This is a genomic window from Pseudotabrizicola sediminis, assembly GCF_004745575.1.
Classification (GTDB): domain Bacteria; phylum Pseudomonadota; class Alphaproteobacteria; order Rhodobacterales; family Rhodobacteraceae; genus Pseudotabrizicola; species Pseudotabrizicola sediminis.
On sequence record NZ_RPEM01000004.1, the window covers coordinates 18,314 to 35,204 of the forward strand.

The 16,891-nt window shown below is 63.3% G+C and carries 16 protein-coding genes; 10 read left to right on the forward strand and 6 right to left on the reverse strand.

Translation table 11 applies throughout. The features are described from left to right. The first annotated feature begins 57 nt into the window (after positions 1-57). The 3 genes from EEB11_RS07050 to EEB11_RS07060 all read left to right on the forward strand — a co-directional run bounded on the left by EEB11_RS07050 (position 58) and on the right by EEB11_RS07060 (position 3,762). Positions 58-1,299 (forward strand): MFS transporter, encoded by a 1,242-nt coding sequence (locus EEB11_RS07050; protein ID WP_135429730.1) that lies wholly within the window; start codon positions 58-60, stop codon positions 1,297-1,299. A 152-nt stretch (positions 1,300-1,451) separates the two neighbouring features. Then, on the forward strand, positions 1,452-2,618 hold the full coding sequence (locus EEB11_RS07055) for an MFS transporter (RefSeq protein ID WP_135429731.1): 1,167 nt from the start codon (positions 1,452-1,454) through the stop codon (positions 2,616-2,618). Positions 2,619-2,739: 121 nt separating this feature from the next. Continuing rightward, a complete protein-coding gene (locus EEB11_RS07060) occupies positions 2,740-3,762 on the forward strand; it encodes an aspartate-semialdehyde dehydrogenase (RefSeq protein ID WP_135429732.1) in 1,023 nt (340 codons plus the stop codon). A gap of 70 nt (positions 3,763-3,832) precedes the next feature. Here EEB11_RS07060 and EEB11_RS07065 read toward each other — a convergent pair whose 3' ends face one another. The 3 genes from EEB11_RS07065 to EEB11_RS07075 are packed head-to-tail and all read right to left on the reverse strand — an operon-like array spanning position 3,833 to position 5,821. Next, positions 3,833-4,141, reverse strand: coding sequence for a P-II family nitrogen regulator (locus EEB11_RS07065; RefSeq protein WP_135429733.1), 309 nt, complete (start codon positions 4,139-4,141; stop codon positions 3,833-3,835). Positions 4,142-4,144: 3 nt separating this feature from the next. Then, positions 4,145-5,125: a sodium-dependent bicarbonate transport family permease gene (locus EEB11_RS07070; RefSeq protein WP_135429734.1), complete on the reverse strand. Its 981-nt coding sequence runs from the start codon at positions 5,123-5,125 to the stop codon at positions 4,145-4,147. Between the two features lie 51 nt (positions 5,126-5,176). Next, entirely contained in the window at positions 5,177-5,821 is a 645-nt protein-coding gene (locus EEB11_RS07075) for a carbonic anhydrase (RefSeq protein WP_135429735.1), read from the reverse strand. Between the two features lie 142 nt (positions 5,822-5,963). Here EEB11_RS07075 and EEB11_RS07080 point away from each other — a divergent pair, with 142 nt between their 5' ends. The 3 genes from EEB11_RS07080 to EEB11_RS07090 are packed head-to-tail and all read left to right on the forward strand — an operon-like array spanning position 5,964 to position 8,641. After that, positions 5,964-6,353 (forward strand): hypothetical protein, encoded by a 390-nt coding sequence (locus EEB11_RS07080; protein ID WP_135429736.1) that lies wholly within the window; start codon positions 5,964-5,966, stop codon positions 6,351-6,353. 60 nt (positions 6,354-6,413) lie between these two features. Continuing rightward, positions 6,414-7,817 (forward strand): leucyl aminopeptidase family protein, encoded by a 1,404-nt coding sequence (locus EEB11_RS07085; protein WP_135429737.1) that lies wholly within the window; start codon positions 6,414-6,416, stop codon positions 7,815-7,817. Next, complete coding sequence (locus tag EEB11_RS07090) at positions 7,817-8,641, forward strand: C40 family peptidase (RefSeq protein WP_135429738.1); 825 nt, start codon at positions 7,817-7,819, stop codon at positions 8,639-8,641. The genes EEB11_RS07085 and EEB11_RS07090 overlap by 1 nt, the downstream gene beginning before the upstream one ends. A gap of 32 nt (positions 8,642-8,673) precedes the next feature. Here the strand turns inward: EEB11_RS07090 and EEB11_RS07095 are convergent, their stop codons facing one another. Then, positions 8,674-9,021: a DUF2794 domain-containing protein gene (locus tag EEB11_RS07095; protein WP_103334291.1), complete on the reverse strand. Its 348-nt coding sequence runs from the start codon at positions 9,019-9,021 to the stop codon at positions 8,674-8,676. 262 nt (positions 9,022-9,283) lie between these two features. Then, on the reverse strand, positions 9,284-10,276 hold the full coding sequence (locus EEB11_RS07100) for an asparaginase (protein ID WP_167852685.1): 993 nt from the start codon (positions 10,274-10,276) through the stop codon (positions 9,284-9,286). Between the two features lie 174 nt (positions 10,277-10,450). Here EEB11_RS07100 and EEB11_RS07105 point away from each other — a divergent pair, with 174 nt between their 5' ends. The 4 genes from EEB11_RS07105 to EEB11_RS07120 all read left to right on the forward strand — a co-directional run bounded on the left by EEB11_RS07105 (position 10,451) and on the right by EEB11_RS07120 (position 14,779). After that, positions 10,451-10,975: an invasion associated locus B family protein gene (locus EEB11_RS07105; protein WP_135429739.1), complete on the forward strand. Its 525-nt coding sequence runs from the start codon at positions 10,451-10,453 to the stop codon at positions 10,973-10,975. A 162-nt stretch (positions 10,976-11,137) separates the two neighbouring features. After that, entirely contained in the window at positions 11,138-12,325 is a 1,188-nt protein-coding gene (rlmN, locus tag EEB11_RS07110; RefSeq protein ID WP_135429740.1) for a dual-specificity RNA methyltransferase RlmN, read from the forward strand. A gap of 153 nt (positions 12,326-12,478) precedes the next feature. Next, positions 12,479-13,516 (forward strand): fatty acid desaturase, encoded by a 1,038-nt coding sequence (locus EEB11_RS07115; RefSeq protein ID WP_135430151.1) that lies wholly within the window; start codon positions 12,479-12,481, stop codon positions 13,514-13,516. 51 nt (positions 13,517-13,567) lie between these two features. Then, entirely contained in the window at positions 13,568-14,779 is a 1,212-nt protein-coding gene (locus EEB11_RS07120; protein WP_135429741.1) for a winged helix-turn-helix domain-containing protein, read from the forward strand. Here the strand turns inward: EEB11_RS07120 and uvrC are convergent. Next, positions 14,763-16,637, reverse strand: a complete 1,875-nt coding sequence (uvrC, locus tag EEB11_RS07125; RefSeq protein ID WP_135429742.1) for an excinuclease ABC subunit UvrC — start codon at positions 16,635-16,637, stop codon at positions 14,763-14,765. The two genes, EEB11_RS07120 and uvrC, sit on opposite strands and share 17 nt — an antisense overlap. Positions 16,638-16,891 lie beyond the last annotated feature (254 nt).

Sequence of the window (16,891 nt, forward strand, 5' to 3'; positions counted from 1 at the left end):
GCATTTGACGCGACCCTGGTCCGGGCACATCTTCGCGCCCCGGACAGGAGTGTGGACATGACCCCGACAAAGGCCCCGATCATCACCCCGGTCCTGATCGCAGGATGCGTGATCCTGATGCTGGGCTTTTCAATCCGAGCCAGTTTCGGGGTGTTCCAGATTCCCATCGCCGAAGAGTTTGGCTGGGCACGGGCCGAATTCTCGCTGGCCATTGCAATACAGAACCTGGCCTGGGGCATCGGCCAACCGCTGTTCGGCGCATTGGCCGAGCGATTTGGCGACCGCAAGGCCATTGTCGCGGGCGCACTGACATATGCCACCGGGCTGGTTCTATCATCCTTTGCCGTCACACCGGGCCAGCATCAGGTGCTGGAAATTCTGGTGGGGTTTGGCATTGCGGGCACCGGCTTTGGCGTGGTGCTGGCAGTGGTGGGGCGGGCCGCAGCGCCCGAACACCGGTCGATGACATTGGGCATCGCCACCGCCGCCGGGTCGATGGGGCAGGTGTTCGGGGCACCTTTGGCCGAATTCCTGTTGCAGTCCTACAGCTGGCAAGAGGTGTTCGTGATCTTTGCCGGGCTGATCCTGTGCAGCCTGTTTGCCCTGCCCTTCATCCGCTCGCCCCATGTGGCAACCCGGGCAGAGCTGGAGGAAAGCATGGGCACCGTCCTGACCCGCGCCTTCAAGGACCCATCCTTCAGCCTGATTTTCCTGGGGTTCTTCAGCTGCGGCTATCAACTGGCGTTCATCACCGCACATTTCCCGGCCTTTGTGACCGAGCTTTGTGGACCGATTGATCCAGCGGGTACGCTGGCGGGCATGGGGATCACCACGACGTCCGCGCTGGGGGCGGTGGCGATTGCGGTGATCGGGCTGGCCAATATTGCGGGCACGCTGACGGCAGGCTGGCTGGGCAAGCGCTATACCAAGAAATACCTGCTGACCGGCATTTATGTGGCGCGCACCATTGCCGCCGCCGCCTTTATCCTGATGCCGATCACGCCCGGGTCCGTGCTGATCTTTTCTGCGGTGATGGGGTCGCTTTGGCTTGCGACCGTGCCGCTGACGTCTGGCCTTGTCGCGCACATTTACGGGCTGCGCTATATGGGTACGCTTTACGGCTTTGTGTTCCTGTCGCATCAGATCGGCGGGTTTCTGGGTGTCTGGTTGGGCGGCAAGATGTATGACATCACCGGTGACTACACGCTGGTCTGGTGGATCGGCGTGGGGGTGGGCGCGTTTTCAGCCATCGTCCACCTGCCGATCCGGGAAAAGCCGCTGGTTGCACTGCCCGCCTGAAGCCGGGTCCGGCTGAGCGCGGCGACTGTTATCATTGCGCAAAGGTGGGCAGACCGCTGCCGCCGGTCATTGCAAAAAGCCCTGATCCGAGCCAGTTGACCCGCCTGCGCGACCCTGCGATGGTCGCCCGCCACGAAAGAGGAACATCAGATATGCGTGCCGGAATTGCTGCCCTTCTGGGGGCTTACGTCCTCAGCCAGTTTTACCGTGCCTTCCTGGCGGTGCTGACCCCGGTGCTGGACCGCGACTTGGGGGCCACGGCCAGCGATCTTGCCGCCGCCTCTGGCCTGTGGTTTCTGGCCTTCGCCGTGATGCAGATCCCGGTTGGTGAGGCGCTGGACCGTGTTGGCCCGCGCCTGACCTCTGCGGCGCTCATGGCCGTCGGCGCGGTCGGGGCGGTGATCTTTGCCATGGCGACCGGACCGGGGGCGATCAAGCTGGCCATGGTGCTGATCGGGGTCGGCTGTTCGCCGGTGCTGATGGCGTCCTATTACATCTTCGCGCGCAGCTATGCGCCTGCCGTCTTCGGCACTCTGGCCGGGGCCACGGTGGGCATCGGCAATCTGGGCAACATCGGCGCATCGCTGCCACTGTCGATGGCGGTCGAGGCTCTGGGATGGCGGGCGTCGCTCTGGGGTCTGGCCGCGATTACGGCGCTGGTGGCACTGGCGATCCTTGCCCTGCTGCGCGACCCGCCCCGCACCGCGGGGGGGCAGAAGGGCAGCCTGCTCGACCTGTTGCGCATGCCGGCGCTTTGGCCGATGCTGATCATGATGGCGGTCTGCTATGCGCCTGCCGCGTCCATCCGCGGCCTTTGGGTAGGGCCGCTGTTTCGCGATGTGTTCGGGGCCGATGCCGCCTGGATTGGGCAGGTCAGCCTGATCATGGGGCTGGCCATGGTGGCTGGCAGCTTTGCCTATGGCCCGCTGGAACGTGCGCTTGGCACCCGCAAATGGCTGATCATGGGGGGAAATGGCATCGTACTTGCCTGCCTTGTCGGCCTGTGGCTGTCGCCGCAAAGCCCTACCCTGACCATCGCCCTGTTGGCGGGGGTCGGGTTTGCCGGGGCGTCTTTTCCCATGGTCATCGCTCATGGCCGTGCTTTTATCCCGGCGCATCTGACCGGCCGGGGCGTCACCCTGCTCAACCTGTTCGGCATCGCACCCGTGGGCCTGTTGCAACTCGCCACCGGCCGCATCCATGCCACCACACCCGCAGACCCCGCATCGGCCCCCACCGCCGCCATCTTCGGCTTTATTGCCCTGTTCCTTGCCGCTGGCCTTGTCGTGTACGCCTTTTCGCGAGACCGCACCGACTGATCTCATTGTTCATAAATATCCCGGGGGTGTGGGGAAGCGCCCCCACTCTTTCTTTATCAACACTTCCCCCTGCCCCCCCTTTGCGGTAGGACGCAGCGTCGTTTGACGCATGGAGGGCCGGATGGGCTATAGAGTCGTTGTCGTGGGCGCGACGGGGAATGTGGGCAAGGAAATGCTCAACATCCTCGCCGAGCGTGAATTTCCCGTGGATGAGATCACCGCACTTGCCAGCCGCAAGTCGTTGGGGACTGAAGTTTCCTTTGGCGACAAGACCCTCAAGACCAAGGATCTGGACACATTCGACTTTACCGGATGGGACATTGCGCTGTTTGCCATCGGGTCGGATGCGACCAAGATCTATGCACCCAAGGCCGCAAGCCAGGGTTGCGTGGTGATCGATAACTCGTCGCTTTACCGCTACGATCCCCAGATTCCGCTGATCGTGCCAGAAGTGAACGCTGATGAGGTGGTGCACTACAAGAACAAGAATATTATCGCCAACCCCAACTGCTCGACCGCGCAGATGGTCGTGGCGCTGAAGCCGCTGCATGACCGTGCCCGGATCAAGCGCGTGGTGGTCGCGACCTATCAGTCGGTGTCGGGCACCGGCAAGGAAGCGATTGACGAGCTGTGGAACCAGACCAAGGGCATCTATGTGCCGGGTCAGGAAGTGGCCCCCAGTGTCTACCCCAAGCAGATCGCCTTCAACGTGATCCCTCATATCGACGTCTTCCTCGACTCCGGTGACACCAAGGAAGAATGGAAGATGGTGGTGGAAACCAAGAAGATCCTTGATCCCAAGATCAAGGTCACGGCCACCTGCGTGCGCGTGCCGGTGTTTGTCGGCCATTCCGAGGCGATCAACATCGAGTTTGAAGATTACCTTGACTGGGAAGAGGCCACCGACATCCTGCGCGAAGCGCCGGGCGTGCTGGTGATCGACAAGCGCGAAGCCGGTGGATACATCACGCCCATCGATTGCGTGGGCGAATATGCCACCTATGTCAGCCGAATCCGGCAGGACGAGACGGTTGAAAACGGCCTGAACATCTGGGTTGTGTCCGACAATCTTCGCAAGGGTGCGGCGCTGAACGCGGTGCAGATCGCCGAAGTTCTGGGCCAGCGGTGCCTGAAAAAGGGCTGAGGCCTACAGCCTGAAGCACATAAAGCCCGCCTTCCGGCGGGCTTTTTCATGGCCGCCCCACTGGGCGCGGTCAGAACCGCTCGGCCCGCAGCACTTCGCAATCGCTGACTGAAACCACGCCGATATGCCGCTCGACCACGGTGAACGCGGCATCCAGCAGGTTGCCCAACCGCTCCGGCCTTATCAGGCAAACCACGGCAACCATCCCGCCGCGCCCGACCTGGCCCTCCCGCGTCCATTCACCCGACCGGCCCGACCCGCCCAACACCGGCAAGACGGTGTAGCCCGTCACACCTGCCCGGGTCAGCGCATCGGTCAGGCGGCCCTGCATCGGGGCCTCGATGATGATCTCGACGCGCTTTGCGGCATGTGTCTGCATCGGTCAGCCTCCGGTCACGGCCTGGGCCACGGCAACATAGGCCGGAATCCCAAGCGTCAGGTTAAACGGAAATGTTACCCCCAGCGAGAGGGTCAGATAGATCGACGGGTTGGCTTCGGGCAGGGCCACCCGCATCGCGGCGGGCACTGCGATGTAGCTGGCCGATGCCGCCAGCACCATCATCAGCGCGACACCCCCGGTGGACAGCCCAAGCAGCAGCCCCGCCGCCAGCCCGGCCAGCGCGCCCACCAGCGGCATCACCACGCCAAACACCAGCGCCCCCGCAGTCAGCACCCCGCGCGACGCGCGCAGGCCCCGCCCGGCAACCAGCCCCATATCCAGCAGGAACAGACACAACACACCCTGAAATGGCGACACGATGAAGCTTTCGATCCGCACCATGCCGTCCTGCCCCGTCACCATACCGATCACAAAAGACCCGACCAGCAGCACGATAGACCCGTTCAGCAGGATTTCGCGCCACAGATCGGCATCCATGCGCTGCGCGCCACTGCCCGCACGACTGACCAGCCACAGCGCCGAGATGATCGCCGGTGCCTCCATCGCGGCGGCGACGGCAACCATATAGCCTTCGGACGCAATGCCTTGCGAAGTCAGCACCGACGCCGCCGTGACAAAGGTGACAATCGAGATTGATCCGTAGTGCGCCGCCACTGCAGCCGCATCGGTGACCGACAAACCCGTCAGCCCGCGCAGCAGGCCAAAGGCAACAAAGGGCAGCGCAAAGGACAGCATCACCCCGGCCAGCAGCGCCGAGATCAGCCCCCCATCAACCCCGTGGTCCGCCACAGCGACCCCGCCCTTGAAGCCAATCGCAAACAGAAGATAAATCGACAAAGCCTTGGCCGCTGCCTCGGGCACCGTCAGCTCTGACCGTGCCAATGCGGCGAACAGCCCCAGTGCAAAGCACAGGATCATGGGTGACAGCAGGTTATCTGCCGCCAAAGAAAGAATGTCCTGCATGGATGTGCCCCCGTTGGCGGCGATATGGGAAACGTTTAGGCTATGACAAGGTCAGACCGCAACAAATCCGCGCAGCGGATCATAATGCTCCAGGGTCCCTTCGCCGGTGTCGTTCCACAGCCCGTGCAACGTCAGCCGGTCATCGGTGACCGCGTCACGCACAAACGGAAAAGTCATCAGATTTTCCAGACTGACCAGCACCGCCTCTTTTTCCAGCGCGCGCGGGCGGTCGGCGTCGGGCAGGTCGCGCACGCGCTCGAATCCAGGGCGAAGAATGTCCATCCAGCGCCCGACGAAGGATGTCTTCTCCTCCAGCGCCGGGGCATGACCCATACACATATCGTGGCACCCCTTGACCCCGCCACAATTGGAGTGCCCCAGCACCACGATATGCGCGACGCCAAGCGAGGTCACCGCATATTCCACCGCCGCCGAGGTGCCGTGATAGGTACCGTCGGGCGAATAGGGTGGCACCAGATTGGCGACATTGCGGTGAATGAAAAACTCGCCCTCATCCGCACCAAAGATCGAGGTCACATGCACCCGGCTGTCGCAGCAGGAAATCACCATGGCGCGCGGATGCTGCCCGCTGGCAGCCAGACGGCGGAACCAGGCCCGGTTATCCTGATAGGTCGTTGCACGCCAGCCATGAAACCGCTGGATCAGATAACTGGGAAGGGGGCGGGCTGCATCCATGCCTATGGTACTCCGGAAATGGGCGAGACCCAGATAGGCCGCAATTGCAGAAAATTCGAGAGGGATAATTCCGCAGCTGCAACCTTTTCTTCAACGAAACAGGCGCAGCCTGCCCTCGGGTGTGTAACAAAGGGTGTGGGCCATGCAGGCTGACAATGTGGTGCGGCTTCGTCCGCTGGAACGACTGCGGCAGGATGGCGGGCCGATCGCCACGATTTACCGGAATCTGGGCGCAGAGTCGGCCGAACGGGTGGTCACCCGTGCCTTGGGCGAGGTAGCGCTAACCATGGCGGGACTGGCCAATCAGGTGCGGGCGCATGACATGGCCGATCTGTCACGCCATCTGCGCCGCCTGCAGCTTATGGCTGAAAATCTGGGCATGGTTTCGCTTTCGCTGGTCGCCGGAGATGCGCGCTCTTGCCTGGCCTCGGGTGATTCGACGGCTTTTTCTGCGGTCTGGGGGCGGCTGATCCGCATTGCCGAAGCCTCGCTCGCCCCGGACAAGACCTTGCTTGACCGCTCATTGCTTTAGCGGGGGCTTGCAGGCAGCGTGGGAACGGCTAGGCTTTGGTGACTCAGAAGGAGCCGCCCTATGCCTCCCCCGTTCACCCCTCTGCCCGCCTTTGCCCCTGCGGGTAATGCGTCATTGGCCTTGCATGTCGTCTCCCCTGATGACCTGCCGGACTGGCTGTCGGGGCCGGGGCTGACCTGGAAGGGATGGTTGGATGCCACGCAGTTCAGGGCGGCCTTGGGCGACCTGCGCCTGCTGCCCGGGGCGGATGGGCTTGCCGGGGCGGTCATCGGCAGCGGCACCAAAACCGCGCGCGCACAGGGGCGCTTTGGGCTGGCCAAGGCCGTCGCCACCCTGCCGCCGGGCGACTGGCACCTGTCGGGCAGCCTGACCGAGGCCGCTGCGAAAGAGGCTGTACTGGGCTGGCTGCTGGCCAGCTACCGCTTTGACCGTTATCGCCCCGGCAAGACGCCAGCCGCGCTGCCGCGCCTTAAACTTCCGGACGGGCTGGATGGCGATAGCCTGCTGGCGATGGCTGCGGGCGAATACCTGACCCGCGACCTGATCAACACCCCTGCCAATGACATGGGCCCGGATGACTTGCAGGCCGCTTTCTTTGCCTTGGCGCAAGAGTATGGGGCTGCCGCCACGGCCATTGTCGGCGATGATCTGCTGGCGCAGAATTTCCCGATGATCCACGCCGTGGGCCGCGCGTCACCCCGCGCGCCGCGTCTGCTCGACATGCGCTGGGGCAACGCAGGGCCACAATTGACGCTTGTGGGCAAGGGAGTGTGCTTTGACACCGGTGGGCTGGACCTGAAGCCATCGGCCGGCATGCTGTTGATGAAAAAGGATATGGGCGGAGCTGCCACGGTCATGGGCCTTGCGTTGATGATCATGCGGCTTGGTCTGCCGCTACGGCTGCGCGTGCTGGTGCCGGCGGTGGAAAACAGTGTTTCCGGAGCGGCGATGCGCCCGCGCGATATCCTGACCTCACGCCGCGGCCTGACGGTCGAGGTCAACAACACCGATGCCGAGGGCCGGTTGATCCTGGCCGACGCCCTCACCTTTGCCAGCGAGGAAGACGGCGCGACGATTATCTCGATGGCCACGCTGACCGGGGCGGCCCGCGTGGCGGTGGGGCCGGATCTGGCACCCTATTTCACCGATGATCCCGTCATGGCCACGGCGATTGCCGCCGGAGCGGCGGCGGGGTTCGATCCGGTCTGGCGCCTGCCGTTCTGGGATGCCTATGAGCCGATGATCGAACCGGGCATCGCCGATCTGGACAATGCGCCCTCGGGCGGCTTTGCCGGGGCGATCACGGCGGCGCTGTTCCTGCGCCGCTTTGCCGGCAACACGCGCTATGCGCATTTCGACATTTACGGCCACACGCCCGCCGACTTGCCCGCGCGGCCAAAGGGTGGGGCCGGTCAGGGGGCGCGGGCGGTGCTCCATGCGCTGCCCGACATGCTGGGCTTGTGATGGACCGGCGCACCACCCCGTTTTCAGGCCGGTTTGCCCTGCCCTCGTTGCGCGGTCAGGTCGAGGCGACCTTTACCGAAGGTGAGGCGGCGACTGTCAAAGTGCCGATTGCCGATCTGCTGGCCCATCCGGGCGGGGCACGCGACCGGCAACTGCTGTTGGGTGATGCGGTCACCGTAATAGACCTGCAGGACAACCACGCCTTTGTGCAGGCGACCAAGGACGGCTATTGCGGCTGGCTGAAGGCAGCGGCCATCGGCCCGGCCATGACGCCCACTCACTGGGTGGGTGCCAGATCCAGCCATCTGTATTCCAGGCCAAAGGTGCAGGCCCCCGAACGAGACGCGCTTCCGTTCGGCGCGCTGCTGAGCGTATCCCGCCTTGATGGCGGCTTTGCCGAAACACCATTTGGCTTTGTACCGCTGACCCATCTGCGCGGTCTGAACGACTGCCCGGATGACCCTGTTGCTGTGGCCGAGACCTTTATCGGTGCGCCCTATCTTTGGGGCGGAAACTCGGCATCGGGAATTGACTGTTCCGGGCTGGTGCAGGTGGCGATGCTGGCCTGCGGTCTGCCTTGCCCCGGCGACAGTGACCAACAGCAAAGCCTCGGTCAGGATCTGGCTGACACTCTCCCCATGCGGCGCGGAGATCTGATGTTCTGGGCCGGGCACGTCGCTTGGGTCGTCGATGCGCGGCGGATCCTGCATGCCAACGGCCACACGATGACGGTGGCCTTCGAGCCGATTGCCGGTGCCATCGCGCGGATTCTGGCGCAGGACGGTGGCCCGGTAACCGCGCGCAGGCGCGTCCTGCCTGGCTGACGGTCTGTCTTCCGCAGCCCGCCGAACCACGTTCAGTCGATCGGCCGGATCAGCTTGCGTTCCAGCACCCGCAAGACCTGTGCCAGATCACCGCCGCGCCGCAGGATCTGGCCGTCCATACCCACCACCGCGTAGATCCCCTGCTTGCCGCGCAGCTTGGGGCGCTTTTCAATCCGGTAAAGCGGGTGTTCTGCCGTCCGCCGGTAAACCTCGAACACCGCGAAGTCGCGCAAGGTGGAAATGCCGTAATCACGCCATTCGCCCAAGGCGACCATCCGACCATACAGGGCCAGTATCGCCGACAGTTCCTGCCGGTCGAAACACACCTGCTCGGGCAGGGATGTAACAAAGGGGTAATGGCTCGGGGGTTGAACCGTCATAAGATCAGCTTACTGCGGGCACACCGTAAATCAAGCCCGCATCCGCTGCCCAACTTCCACCATGAAATGACCCCGGCTCCGCCGTGGACCCACCTGAATGCCGCCACACAAGCCCGCGATACAGAACGTACGTAGTGTGAGTAAATCCGGGGATCGGGTGTTGACTGCCCCCGCCCAGATGCCCGGTCCCCGGACCGTCATGCCGCGACACAAAGCCCCCGTCCCTGTGACGGGGGCTTTTCTGTTGTCCGGGCGGTATCAGTCACGCAAATCCTGCGGCCAGCCTGACCTCTCCCGTCGTCAGCCCGCGCCAGTTTTTCTGCACGCCGGGAAGCCGCTTTTGGGCCATCGGATGGTCCGCCTCCAGCACCCCCAGCCGCACCAGCAGCGCCACCACCGCAGCCTCGGACGCGCGGGTGGCCCCATCTGCGATCTTCAGTGCGATGCCGATCTTCTGGTCCGGTATCATCGCCACAAACACCGCCTCGGCGCCGGTCTTGATCGTCACCCGGCCATGCATCGCCCGCATCAGCTCGGTACAAGCCCGGCCCTCACCGGCCACCATCTCGGGATGTGCCGCCATCGCATCGCGCAACCGCGCCATCGCCCGTTGCCGCGCATCGCCACTGTCACGCGCGGCCGCAAAAGCCTGCATCGCGCGCGCCAGACCTGCCAGCGACATCGCAAAATTGGGAGCCGAGCAGCCGTCAATGCCGTAACCTGCCACCGCCTCGCCCGTTACCTCTTCGGTGGTGCCCCTGATCGCGCGCTGCAGCGGGTGGTCAAGCTCCACGTACTCTGGCCCGGCCTTCATATGCTGCGTAGCAGTCAGAAAGCCGCAATGCTTGCCCGAACAGTTGTTGTGCAACTGGCACGGCGCTTGATCCGCGCGGATCAACCGGTTGCGTTCTTCGCTGTCATAGGGCTCGTGCGACCCGCAGCGCAGATCTGCCTCGGCCAGACCCAACCCGGCCAGCCATTGCCCGTTCATCCCCACATGCAGGGCCGCGCCCTGATGGCTGGCGCAGGCAAGCGCCAGATGCCGGTCGGTCAGCCCCACCGCATCCGCCGCCCCGCTTTCCACCAAAGGCAGCGCCTGAATCATTTTGCACGACGACCGGGGAAAGATGATCGTGCCCGGGTCGCCCCAGCTTTCCTGTATGCCACCCTGATCCCAGATCACCGCATGACCTGCATGGCAGCTCTCCAGCCGCCCGCCCCGCCATAGTTCCACCATTGGCACCGCGTTGTTCACCGGCTTCCCCCGTCACAGATGCGCGATTTGTTGCCCATGGGGCTTTCGCGGATTGGTCTTTTTGCGTTACAGGTGGGATATCGGGTTGAACGCCTCCATGCCACAGGAAAAGCCGTATCACAAAAACGGCGGCAGAGGGGCAGAGGCAAAGGACAGCTTGGAGGCTGTAACATTATGACATCCATCTTCGTGCGCACCGCACTTGGCGTTGCCATGGCCCTGGCCGCATCGTCCACCTTCGCGCAAGAATCGACGAACCGCGTGGCCACCCTCACGGACTGGAGCGTGTTTACCGAAGAGAATCCAAAGGAGTGCTGGGGCGTCTCCAGCCCGAAGGAAACCGTGAACAGCCGCGATGGCCAGCCGGTGGCGGTGCGCCGGGGTGACATCCTGCTGTTCGTGACGTTCCGTCCGGGCGCTGGTGCACGCGGCGAGGTGTCGTTCACCGGCGGCTACCCCTTTGCCAACGGCTCTACCGTCAAGGTCGTGATCGACGGCCAGAGCTATGATCTGTTTGCCGATGGCGAATGGGCCTGGCCGGCCAGTGCCGAAGCGGATGGCGCCTTGCTGAACGCGATGAAACGGGGGGCGACCGCAGTGATCACAGGCGCATCCGGGCGCGGCACCCAGACACAGGATACCTTCAGCCTGCGCGGCTTCACCGCCGCCATGACTGAGGCTGAGACCCGCTGCAAGTAAGCGCGCGAAACAGGCACAAGACGGCGCCCCGGATCCTCCGGGGCGTTTTGCGTTTCCCGCCTCGGAGGATCCGTCGACAGAATTGCACGGTTTCGTTTGCCCGGTTCCGTTTTGGCGCCGAATCCCCTATATGAATGCCTGACTTCGCCAATGGACACGCCGATGACCCCGACCGCTCCGATCACCCAGGATGTGCTGACCCTGCCGCGCAAGCTGCCCGAGGGCGGACTGACCAACATTGTCGGCCTGACCCGCGACCAGTTGCGCGACGCGCTGATCGCGGCCGGCACACCAGACAAACAGGCCAAGATGCGGCTGGGGCAGATCTGGCAATGGGTCTATCACTGGGGCGTGCGCGACTTTGCGGCCATGACCAATCTGGCCAAAGACTACCGCGCTCTGCTGGCCCACCACTTTACGATCGAGCTGCCAGAAGTGGTCAGCAAACAGGTGTCCACCGACGGCACCCGCAAGTACCTTGTGCGCATCGCTGGTGGGCATGAGGTGGAGGTGGTCTATATCCCTGAAACCGACCGCGGCACGCTGTGCATCAGCTCTCAGGTAGGCTGCACCCTGACCTGTTCGTTCTGCCATACCGGCACGCAGAAACTGGTCCGCAACCTGACAGCCGGAGAAATCGTCGGTCAGGTCATGCTGGCCCGCGACGATCTGGACGAATGGCCGGTGCAGGGCGCACCCAAGATCGAGACCCGGCTGATCAGCAATATCGTGCTGATGGGCATGGGCGAGCCGCTCTACAACTTCGACAACGTCCGCGACGCGATGAAAGTGGTGATGGACAACGAAGGCATCGCCCTTGGCCGCCGCCGCATCACCCTGTCGACCAGCGGCGTGGTGCCCGAAATCGCCCGTACCGCGACCGAGATCGGCTGCCTGCTTGCCGTGTCGTTCCACGCCACCACCGACGCGGTCCGCGATCAGCTGGTGCCGATCAACAAGCGCTGGAACATCGCCACACTGCTGGATGCGCTGCGCGACTATCCCGGCCTGTCGAATTCCGAACGGATCACCTTTGAATACGTGATGCTGGACGGGGTGAACGACACCAAGGAAGACGCGCATCGTCTGGTCGAGTTGCTGCGCGGCATCCCGGCCAAAGTCAACCTGATCCCGTTCAACGAATGGCCCGGCGCGCCCTACAAACGGTCCAGCGGCAACCGCATCCATGCTTTTGCCGACATCATCTACCAGGCGGGCTACGCCAGCCCCATCCGAACCCCGCGCGGCGAAGACATCATGGCCGCCTGTGGCCAGTTGAAATCAGCCACCGAACGCGCGCGCAAATCCTCGCGCGCCATCGCGGCCGAGGCGGGTCTTGCGCATGGGTAAGGCAGGGTGGGCAAATTGCCGCGTTCCCTGCGTTGTGTAAATTTCTGTAGCATATCCATGCTACCCGACATACCAGTCTGGGACCGTTCTCATGCGGTCACAAGTTGAGAAGACACCCGAACGACAAGCCGCAAGGGCCCCTGAATGACGATGATGCAGAACGACCTGGCGCAAGCCCAAGAGGCGAGCGCCAGAAAATGGGTGCCTTTGCTGGCCAAATACCGCGATCCCTCCACGCCCCGCTCACTCTTCGAGCTGGCGGTAACGTTGGCCGGGTTTCTGGCCTTCTGGGCGGCGGCCTGGGCAGCCCTGTCAGTCAGCCCCTGGCTGGCACTTGGCATAGCCGTGCTGAACGGGTTCTGGCTGGTGCGGCTGTTCCTGATCCAGCATGATTGCGGCCATCAGTCGTTCTTTGCCAACCGCGACGTGAATGACTGGGTGGGCCGTGCCATCGGCGTGCTGACGCTGACACCCTATACCGTCTGGAAACGCACCCACTCGATCCACCACGCCCATGCCGGCAATCTTGACCGGCGCGGCATTGGCGATGTGATGACGCTGACGATTGATGAATACAACCAGCGCAGCTGGTTAGGCCGGTTGTTGTATCGCGCCTATCGCCACCCGATCGTGATGTTCGGCATCGGTCCGGCCTATCTGTTCATTCTGGAATACCGCCTGCCTCTGGGTCTGATGACCGCGGGGTGGCGCTACTGGCTGTCGGCCATGGGCACCAATATCGCACTGGCGGCGCTGCTCACCGGGCTGTTCCTGCTGGGCGGCTGGCAAGTACCAGTGCTGATCTTCTTCCCGACGGTGATTGCCGCTGCCACCATCGGCGTCTGGCTGTTCTTTGTGCAGCACCAGTTCGAAGACACCTATTGGGATAACGAAGCCGACTGGCAGATGCATGACGCCGCCCTTCTGGGCAGCTCGCATTACAAGCTGCCGCAGCCCCTGCGCTGGATGACTGCGAACATCGGCATCCACCACGTGCATCACCTGTACAGCCGCATCCCGTTTTACCGTCTGTCCGAGATTTTGCGCGACTACCCGGTGCTGGCTGAGGCGCAGGTGCTTACCCTGCGCGAAAGCCTGTCCTGCGCCCGCCTGCATTTGTGGGATGAGGCGGGGCGGCGTCTGGTCACCTTCCGTGAGGCGCATCAGGCCCGGGCAGCACAGGCGGCCTGAGCGTCTGTAAAGCTCTTGACCTTTCCGGCATGGCGCAGTTCGACTGGTGCCATGCACCTTCCCAACGCAACAGCCCGCCACCTGTTTTTGCAGCGCCACGCCCTGACCGATCCGCGCAGCGGCCCGGCCAGATTTTCCGATCTGGCGGCGCTGATCGACCGCATCGGCTTTGTGCAGGTCGACAGCATCACCACCGTGGAACGCGCGCATCACATGATCCTGTGGGCCCGCCGCCACAGCTATCGCCCCGCAGCGCTGAAGCCGCTGCTGGAACGTGACCGCGCGCTGTTCGAACATTGGACGCACGACGCCTCGCTTGTGCCCATGGCGTTGTTCCCGCAGTGGAAGCATCGCTTCGCCCGCGATGCAACCCGCCTGCATGCCAACTGGCAGCGCTGGTTCCGCGACGGGTATACGGCGCAGTTCGACACCATCCTGAACCGCATCGCCGCGCATGGTCCGGTCAGCAGCAGCGATGTCGGTGAAGGGGAAGCGCGCGGCACCGGAGGCTGGTGGGACTGGCACCCGTCCAAGACCGCGCTGGAATGGCTCTGGCGCACCGGGCAAATCGCCGTCACCCGCCGCGATGCCTTTCGCAAGGTCTATGACCTGACCGAAAACGTCATCCCGCCGGAGTATTACCGCGCAGAGACCTCACGCGAACAGCACCGCGACTGGGCCTGCGCCTCGGCGCTCGCCAATCTTGGCTTTGCCGACGAGTCCGAAATCGCCCGATACTGGCATGCCATCGACAAAGCGGCGGTGCAGGACTGGGTGAGAGGGGAAATCGGTCAAGGCCGCCTTATCCGCATCACCGTCGAGCAGGCCGATGGCACCCACCGCCCCGCCCTCGCCCGCGCCGACCTGACCGAGAGCGTGCAGGCACTGCCCGACACGCCGAACGGTCTGCGTATCCTCTCTCCCTTCGACCCCGCTTTGCGCGACCGCGCGCGGGTCGAGCGGCTGTTCGGCTTTCATTACCGGATAGAGGTGTTCGTACCCGAACCGAAACGCCGCTACGGCTATTACGTCTTTCCGGTGCTGGAAGGCACCCGGCTGATTGGCCGCATCGACGCCAAGGCAGACCGGACCAGCGCAACCCTGCGCATTCGCGCCTACTGGCCCGAACCCGGCATCCGCATGACCAAGGCGCGCCAAGCCAAACTGGCGCGCGAACTTGACCGGCTTGCCATTTTTGCCAATTGCACAACCTGCGACTATGCTGCGGACTGGCAGCGCACCCCGCTCAGCCCCGCGCGTTGAAGGTGTCGTAAATCACCTGCGCCATCGCCTCGGATATGCCGTCCACCGCCGTCAGGTCCGACAGCCCCGCACGCGACACCGCTTTTGCGCTGCCGAAATGCGCCAGCAGCGCGCGTTTGCGGGTGGCCCCAACGCCCGGAATATCGTCCAGCGGGGTCACCCCCACTTGCTTTGCCCGTTTGGCCACATGCGCGCCATTGGCCCAGCGGTGTGCCTCGTCCCGCAGACGTTGTACGAAGTACAGCACCGGGTCATTCCTTTGCAGGGCAAAAGGCCGCACGCCGGGGCGGTGGAATTCTTCCTTGCCCTGATCGCGGTCGATGCCTTTGGCCACGCCGATAAAGGGCACATCCTCCACCCCAAGCTCGGCCAGAATACCCCCCACAGCCGAGACCTGCCCCGCCCCGCCATCGATAAGCAGCAGGTCGGGCCACATGTCGGTCTTGCGGTCGGGGTCTTCCTTGATCAGCCGCTCGAACCGCCGGGTTAGCACCTCTTTCATCATGCCGAAATCGTCCGAGTTTGCCCCCGCCGCCGACTTGATGTTGAACTTGCGATACTGCGATTTCACGAACCCTTCCGGGCCCGCCACCACCATACCGCCCACCGCATCCGACCCTTGGATATGCGCGTTGTCATAGATTTCGATCCGGCTGGGCGGGCCATCCAGATCAAACGCCTCGGCCAGACCGGCAAGCAACTTGTTCTGCGTGCTGCTTTCCGCCATCTTCCGCGCCAACGACTCGCGCGCGTTGCGGGTGGCGTTTTCCACCAGCTCGGCCTTTTCCCCGCGCAAGGGCACGGCAAGCTCCACGCGGCGGCCTGCCCGATCTGACAGCGCCTGCACCACCAGATCCTCATCCTCCACGCCATGCGACAGCAGGATCAGCTTTGGCGGCTCCTTGTCATCATAGAACTGCGTCAGGAAGGCGGTCAAAATCTCCGCCTCTTCGGCCCCTGCCCCGGTGCGCGGATAGAAATCGCGGTTGCCCCAGCTTTGATTGGCACGAATGAAGAACACCTGAACGCAGGCCTGCCCACCTTCCAGATGCAATGCCACGATATCCGCGTCGGCAACGCCGCGCGGATTGATGCCCTGCGACTGCTGTACCTGTGTCAGGGCGCGGATCCGGTCGCGCAGGGCAGCCGCGCGTTCAAACTCCATCTGCTCCGACGCTGTTGCCATCTCGGCGGCCAGATTGGCCTGCACCGTCGTGGTCTTGCCCTGCAGGAACCGCTCAGCATCAGCCACCAGCTGGCCGTACCCTTCGGCGCTGACCTTGGCGACACAGGGCGCCGAACACCGCTTGATCTGATATTGCAGACAGGGCCTTGTGCGCGATTCAAACATCGCATCGGTGCAGTTGCGCAGCAGGAATACCTTCTGCAACTGGTTCAATGTGCGGTTCACGGCACCCGCACTGGCGAAGGGACCAAAATACGCCCCCTTTTCGGTTTTCTTCCCCCGATGCTTTTTCAACTGCGCAAAGGCGTGGGACTTGGAAATCAGGATATTGGGAAAACTCTTGTCATCCCGCATCAGCACATTGTAGCGCGGCTTCAGCTGCTTGATCAGGTTCTGTTCCAGCAAAAGCGCCTCCACCTCTGTGCGGGTGGTCAGGAACATCATGCTGGCGGTCTCGAAGATCATGCGCGCGATCCGTGCCGAATGCCCAGTACCGCGCGCATAGTTCGATACCCGCGCCTTGAGGTTGCGCGCCTTGCCGACATACAGAACCTCGCCCTTCGGGTTCAACATGCGGTAAACGCCCGGAGAGGCATCCAGCGTTTTCAGATAGCCCTGAATCACTGTCTGCCCGGTCGCGACGGCCTCGGTCTGCGGGGGTTCGTCGGTCACATCCAGTCCCTTGAAAAGATCCTGCCCGGAGTCATCGATTCTGCCCTACCGCTGCACTGATATCGCGCGCAGGGCAAGGGGGAAGAAGTCCACCGTTTCTGTGGATAACTCTGCGGAGAAAGTTTCATCAGAGCCGAATTTCCCTTGTATTTCGCTCATTTCGTTAACATGCCTGTTTTTTATGCAAAAACATAACACGTTGAAAATAAACAGTATATTTTTGTCTCTGTGTTAAATATCTGTAAAATCAGAGG

Coding starts and splice junctions, on each gene's coding strand:
- EEB11_RS07095 (WP_103334291.1), bottom strand. CDS start 9,021: ATGACGGTTCAACCCCCGAGCCATTACCCCTTTGTTACATCCCTGCCC.
- EEB11_RS07055 (WP_135429731.1), top strand. CDS start 1,452: ATGCGTGCCGGAATTGCTGCCCTTCTGGGGGCTTACGTCCTCAGCCAG.
- EEB11_RS07120 (WP_135429741.1), top strand. CDS start 13,568: ATGCACCTTCCCAACGCAACAGCCCGCCACCTGTTTTTGCAGCGCCAC.
- rlmN (WP_135429740.1), top strand. CDS start 11,138: ATGACCCCGACCGCTCCGATCACCCAGGATGTGCTGACCCTGCCGCGC.
- EEB11_RS07080 (WP_135429736.1), top strand. CDS start 5,964: ATGCAGGCTGACAATGTGGTGCGGCTTCGTCCGCTGGAACGACTGCGG.
- EEB11_RS07060 (WP_135429732.1), top strand. CDS start 2,740: ATGGGCTATAGAGTCGTTGTCGTGGGCGCGACGGGGAATGTGGGCAAG.
- EEB11_RS07075 (WP_135429735.1), bottom strand. CDS start 5,821: ATGGATGCAGCCCGCCCCCTTCCCAGTTATCTGATCCAGCGGTTTCAT.
- EEB11_RS07085 (WP_135429737.1), top strand. CDS start 6,414: ATGCCTCCCCCGTTCACCCCTCTGCCCGCCTTTGCCCCTGCGGGTAAT.
- EEB11_RS07065 (WP_135429733.1), bottom strand. CDS start 4,141: ATGCAGACACATGCCGCAAAGCGCGTCGAGATCATCATCGAGGCCCCG.
- EEB11_RS07105 (WP_135429739.1), top strand. CDS start 10,451: ATGACATCCATCTTCGTGCGCACCGCACTTGGCGTTGCCATGGCCCTG.
- EEB11_RS07050 (WP_135429730.1), top strand. CDS start 58: ATGACCCCGACAAAGGCCCCGATCATCACCCCGGTCCTGATCGCAGGA.
- EEB11_RS07070 (WP_135429734.1), bottom strand. CDS start 5,125: ATGCAGGACATTCTTTCTTTGGCGGCAGATAACCTGCTGTCACCCATG.
- EEB11_RS07115 (WP_135430151.1), top strand. CDS start 12,479: ATGCAGAACGACCTGGCGCAAGCCCAAGAGGCGAGCGCCAGAAAATGG.
- EEB11_RS07090 (WP_135429738.1), top strand. CDS start 7,817: ATGGACCGGCGCACCACCCCGTTTTCAGGCCGGTTTGCCCTGCCCTCG.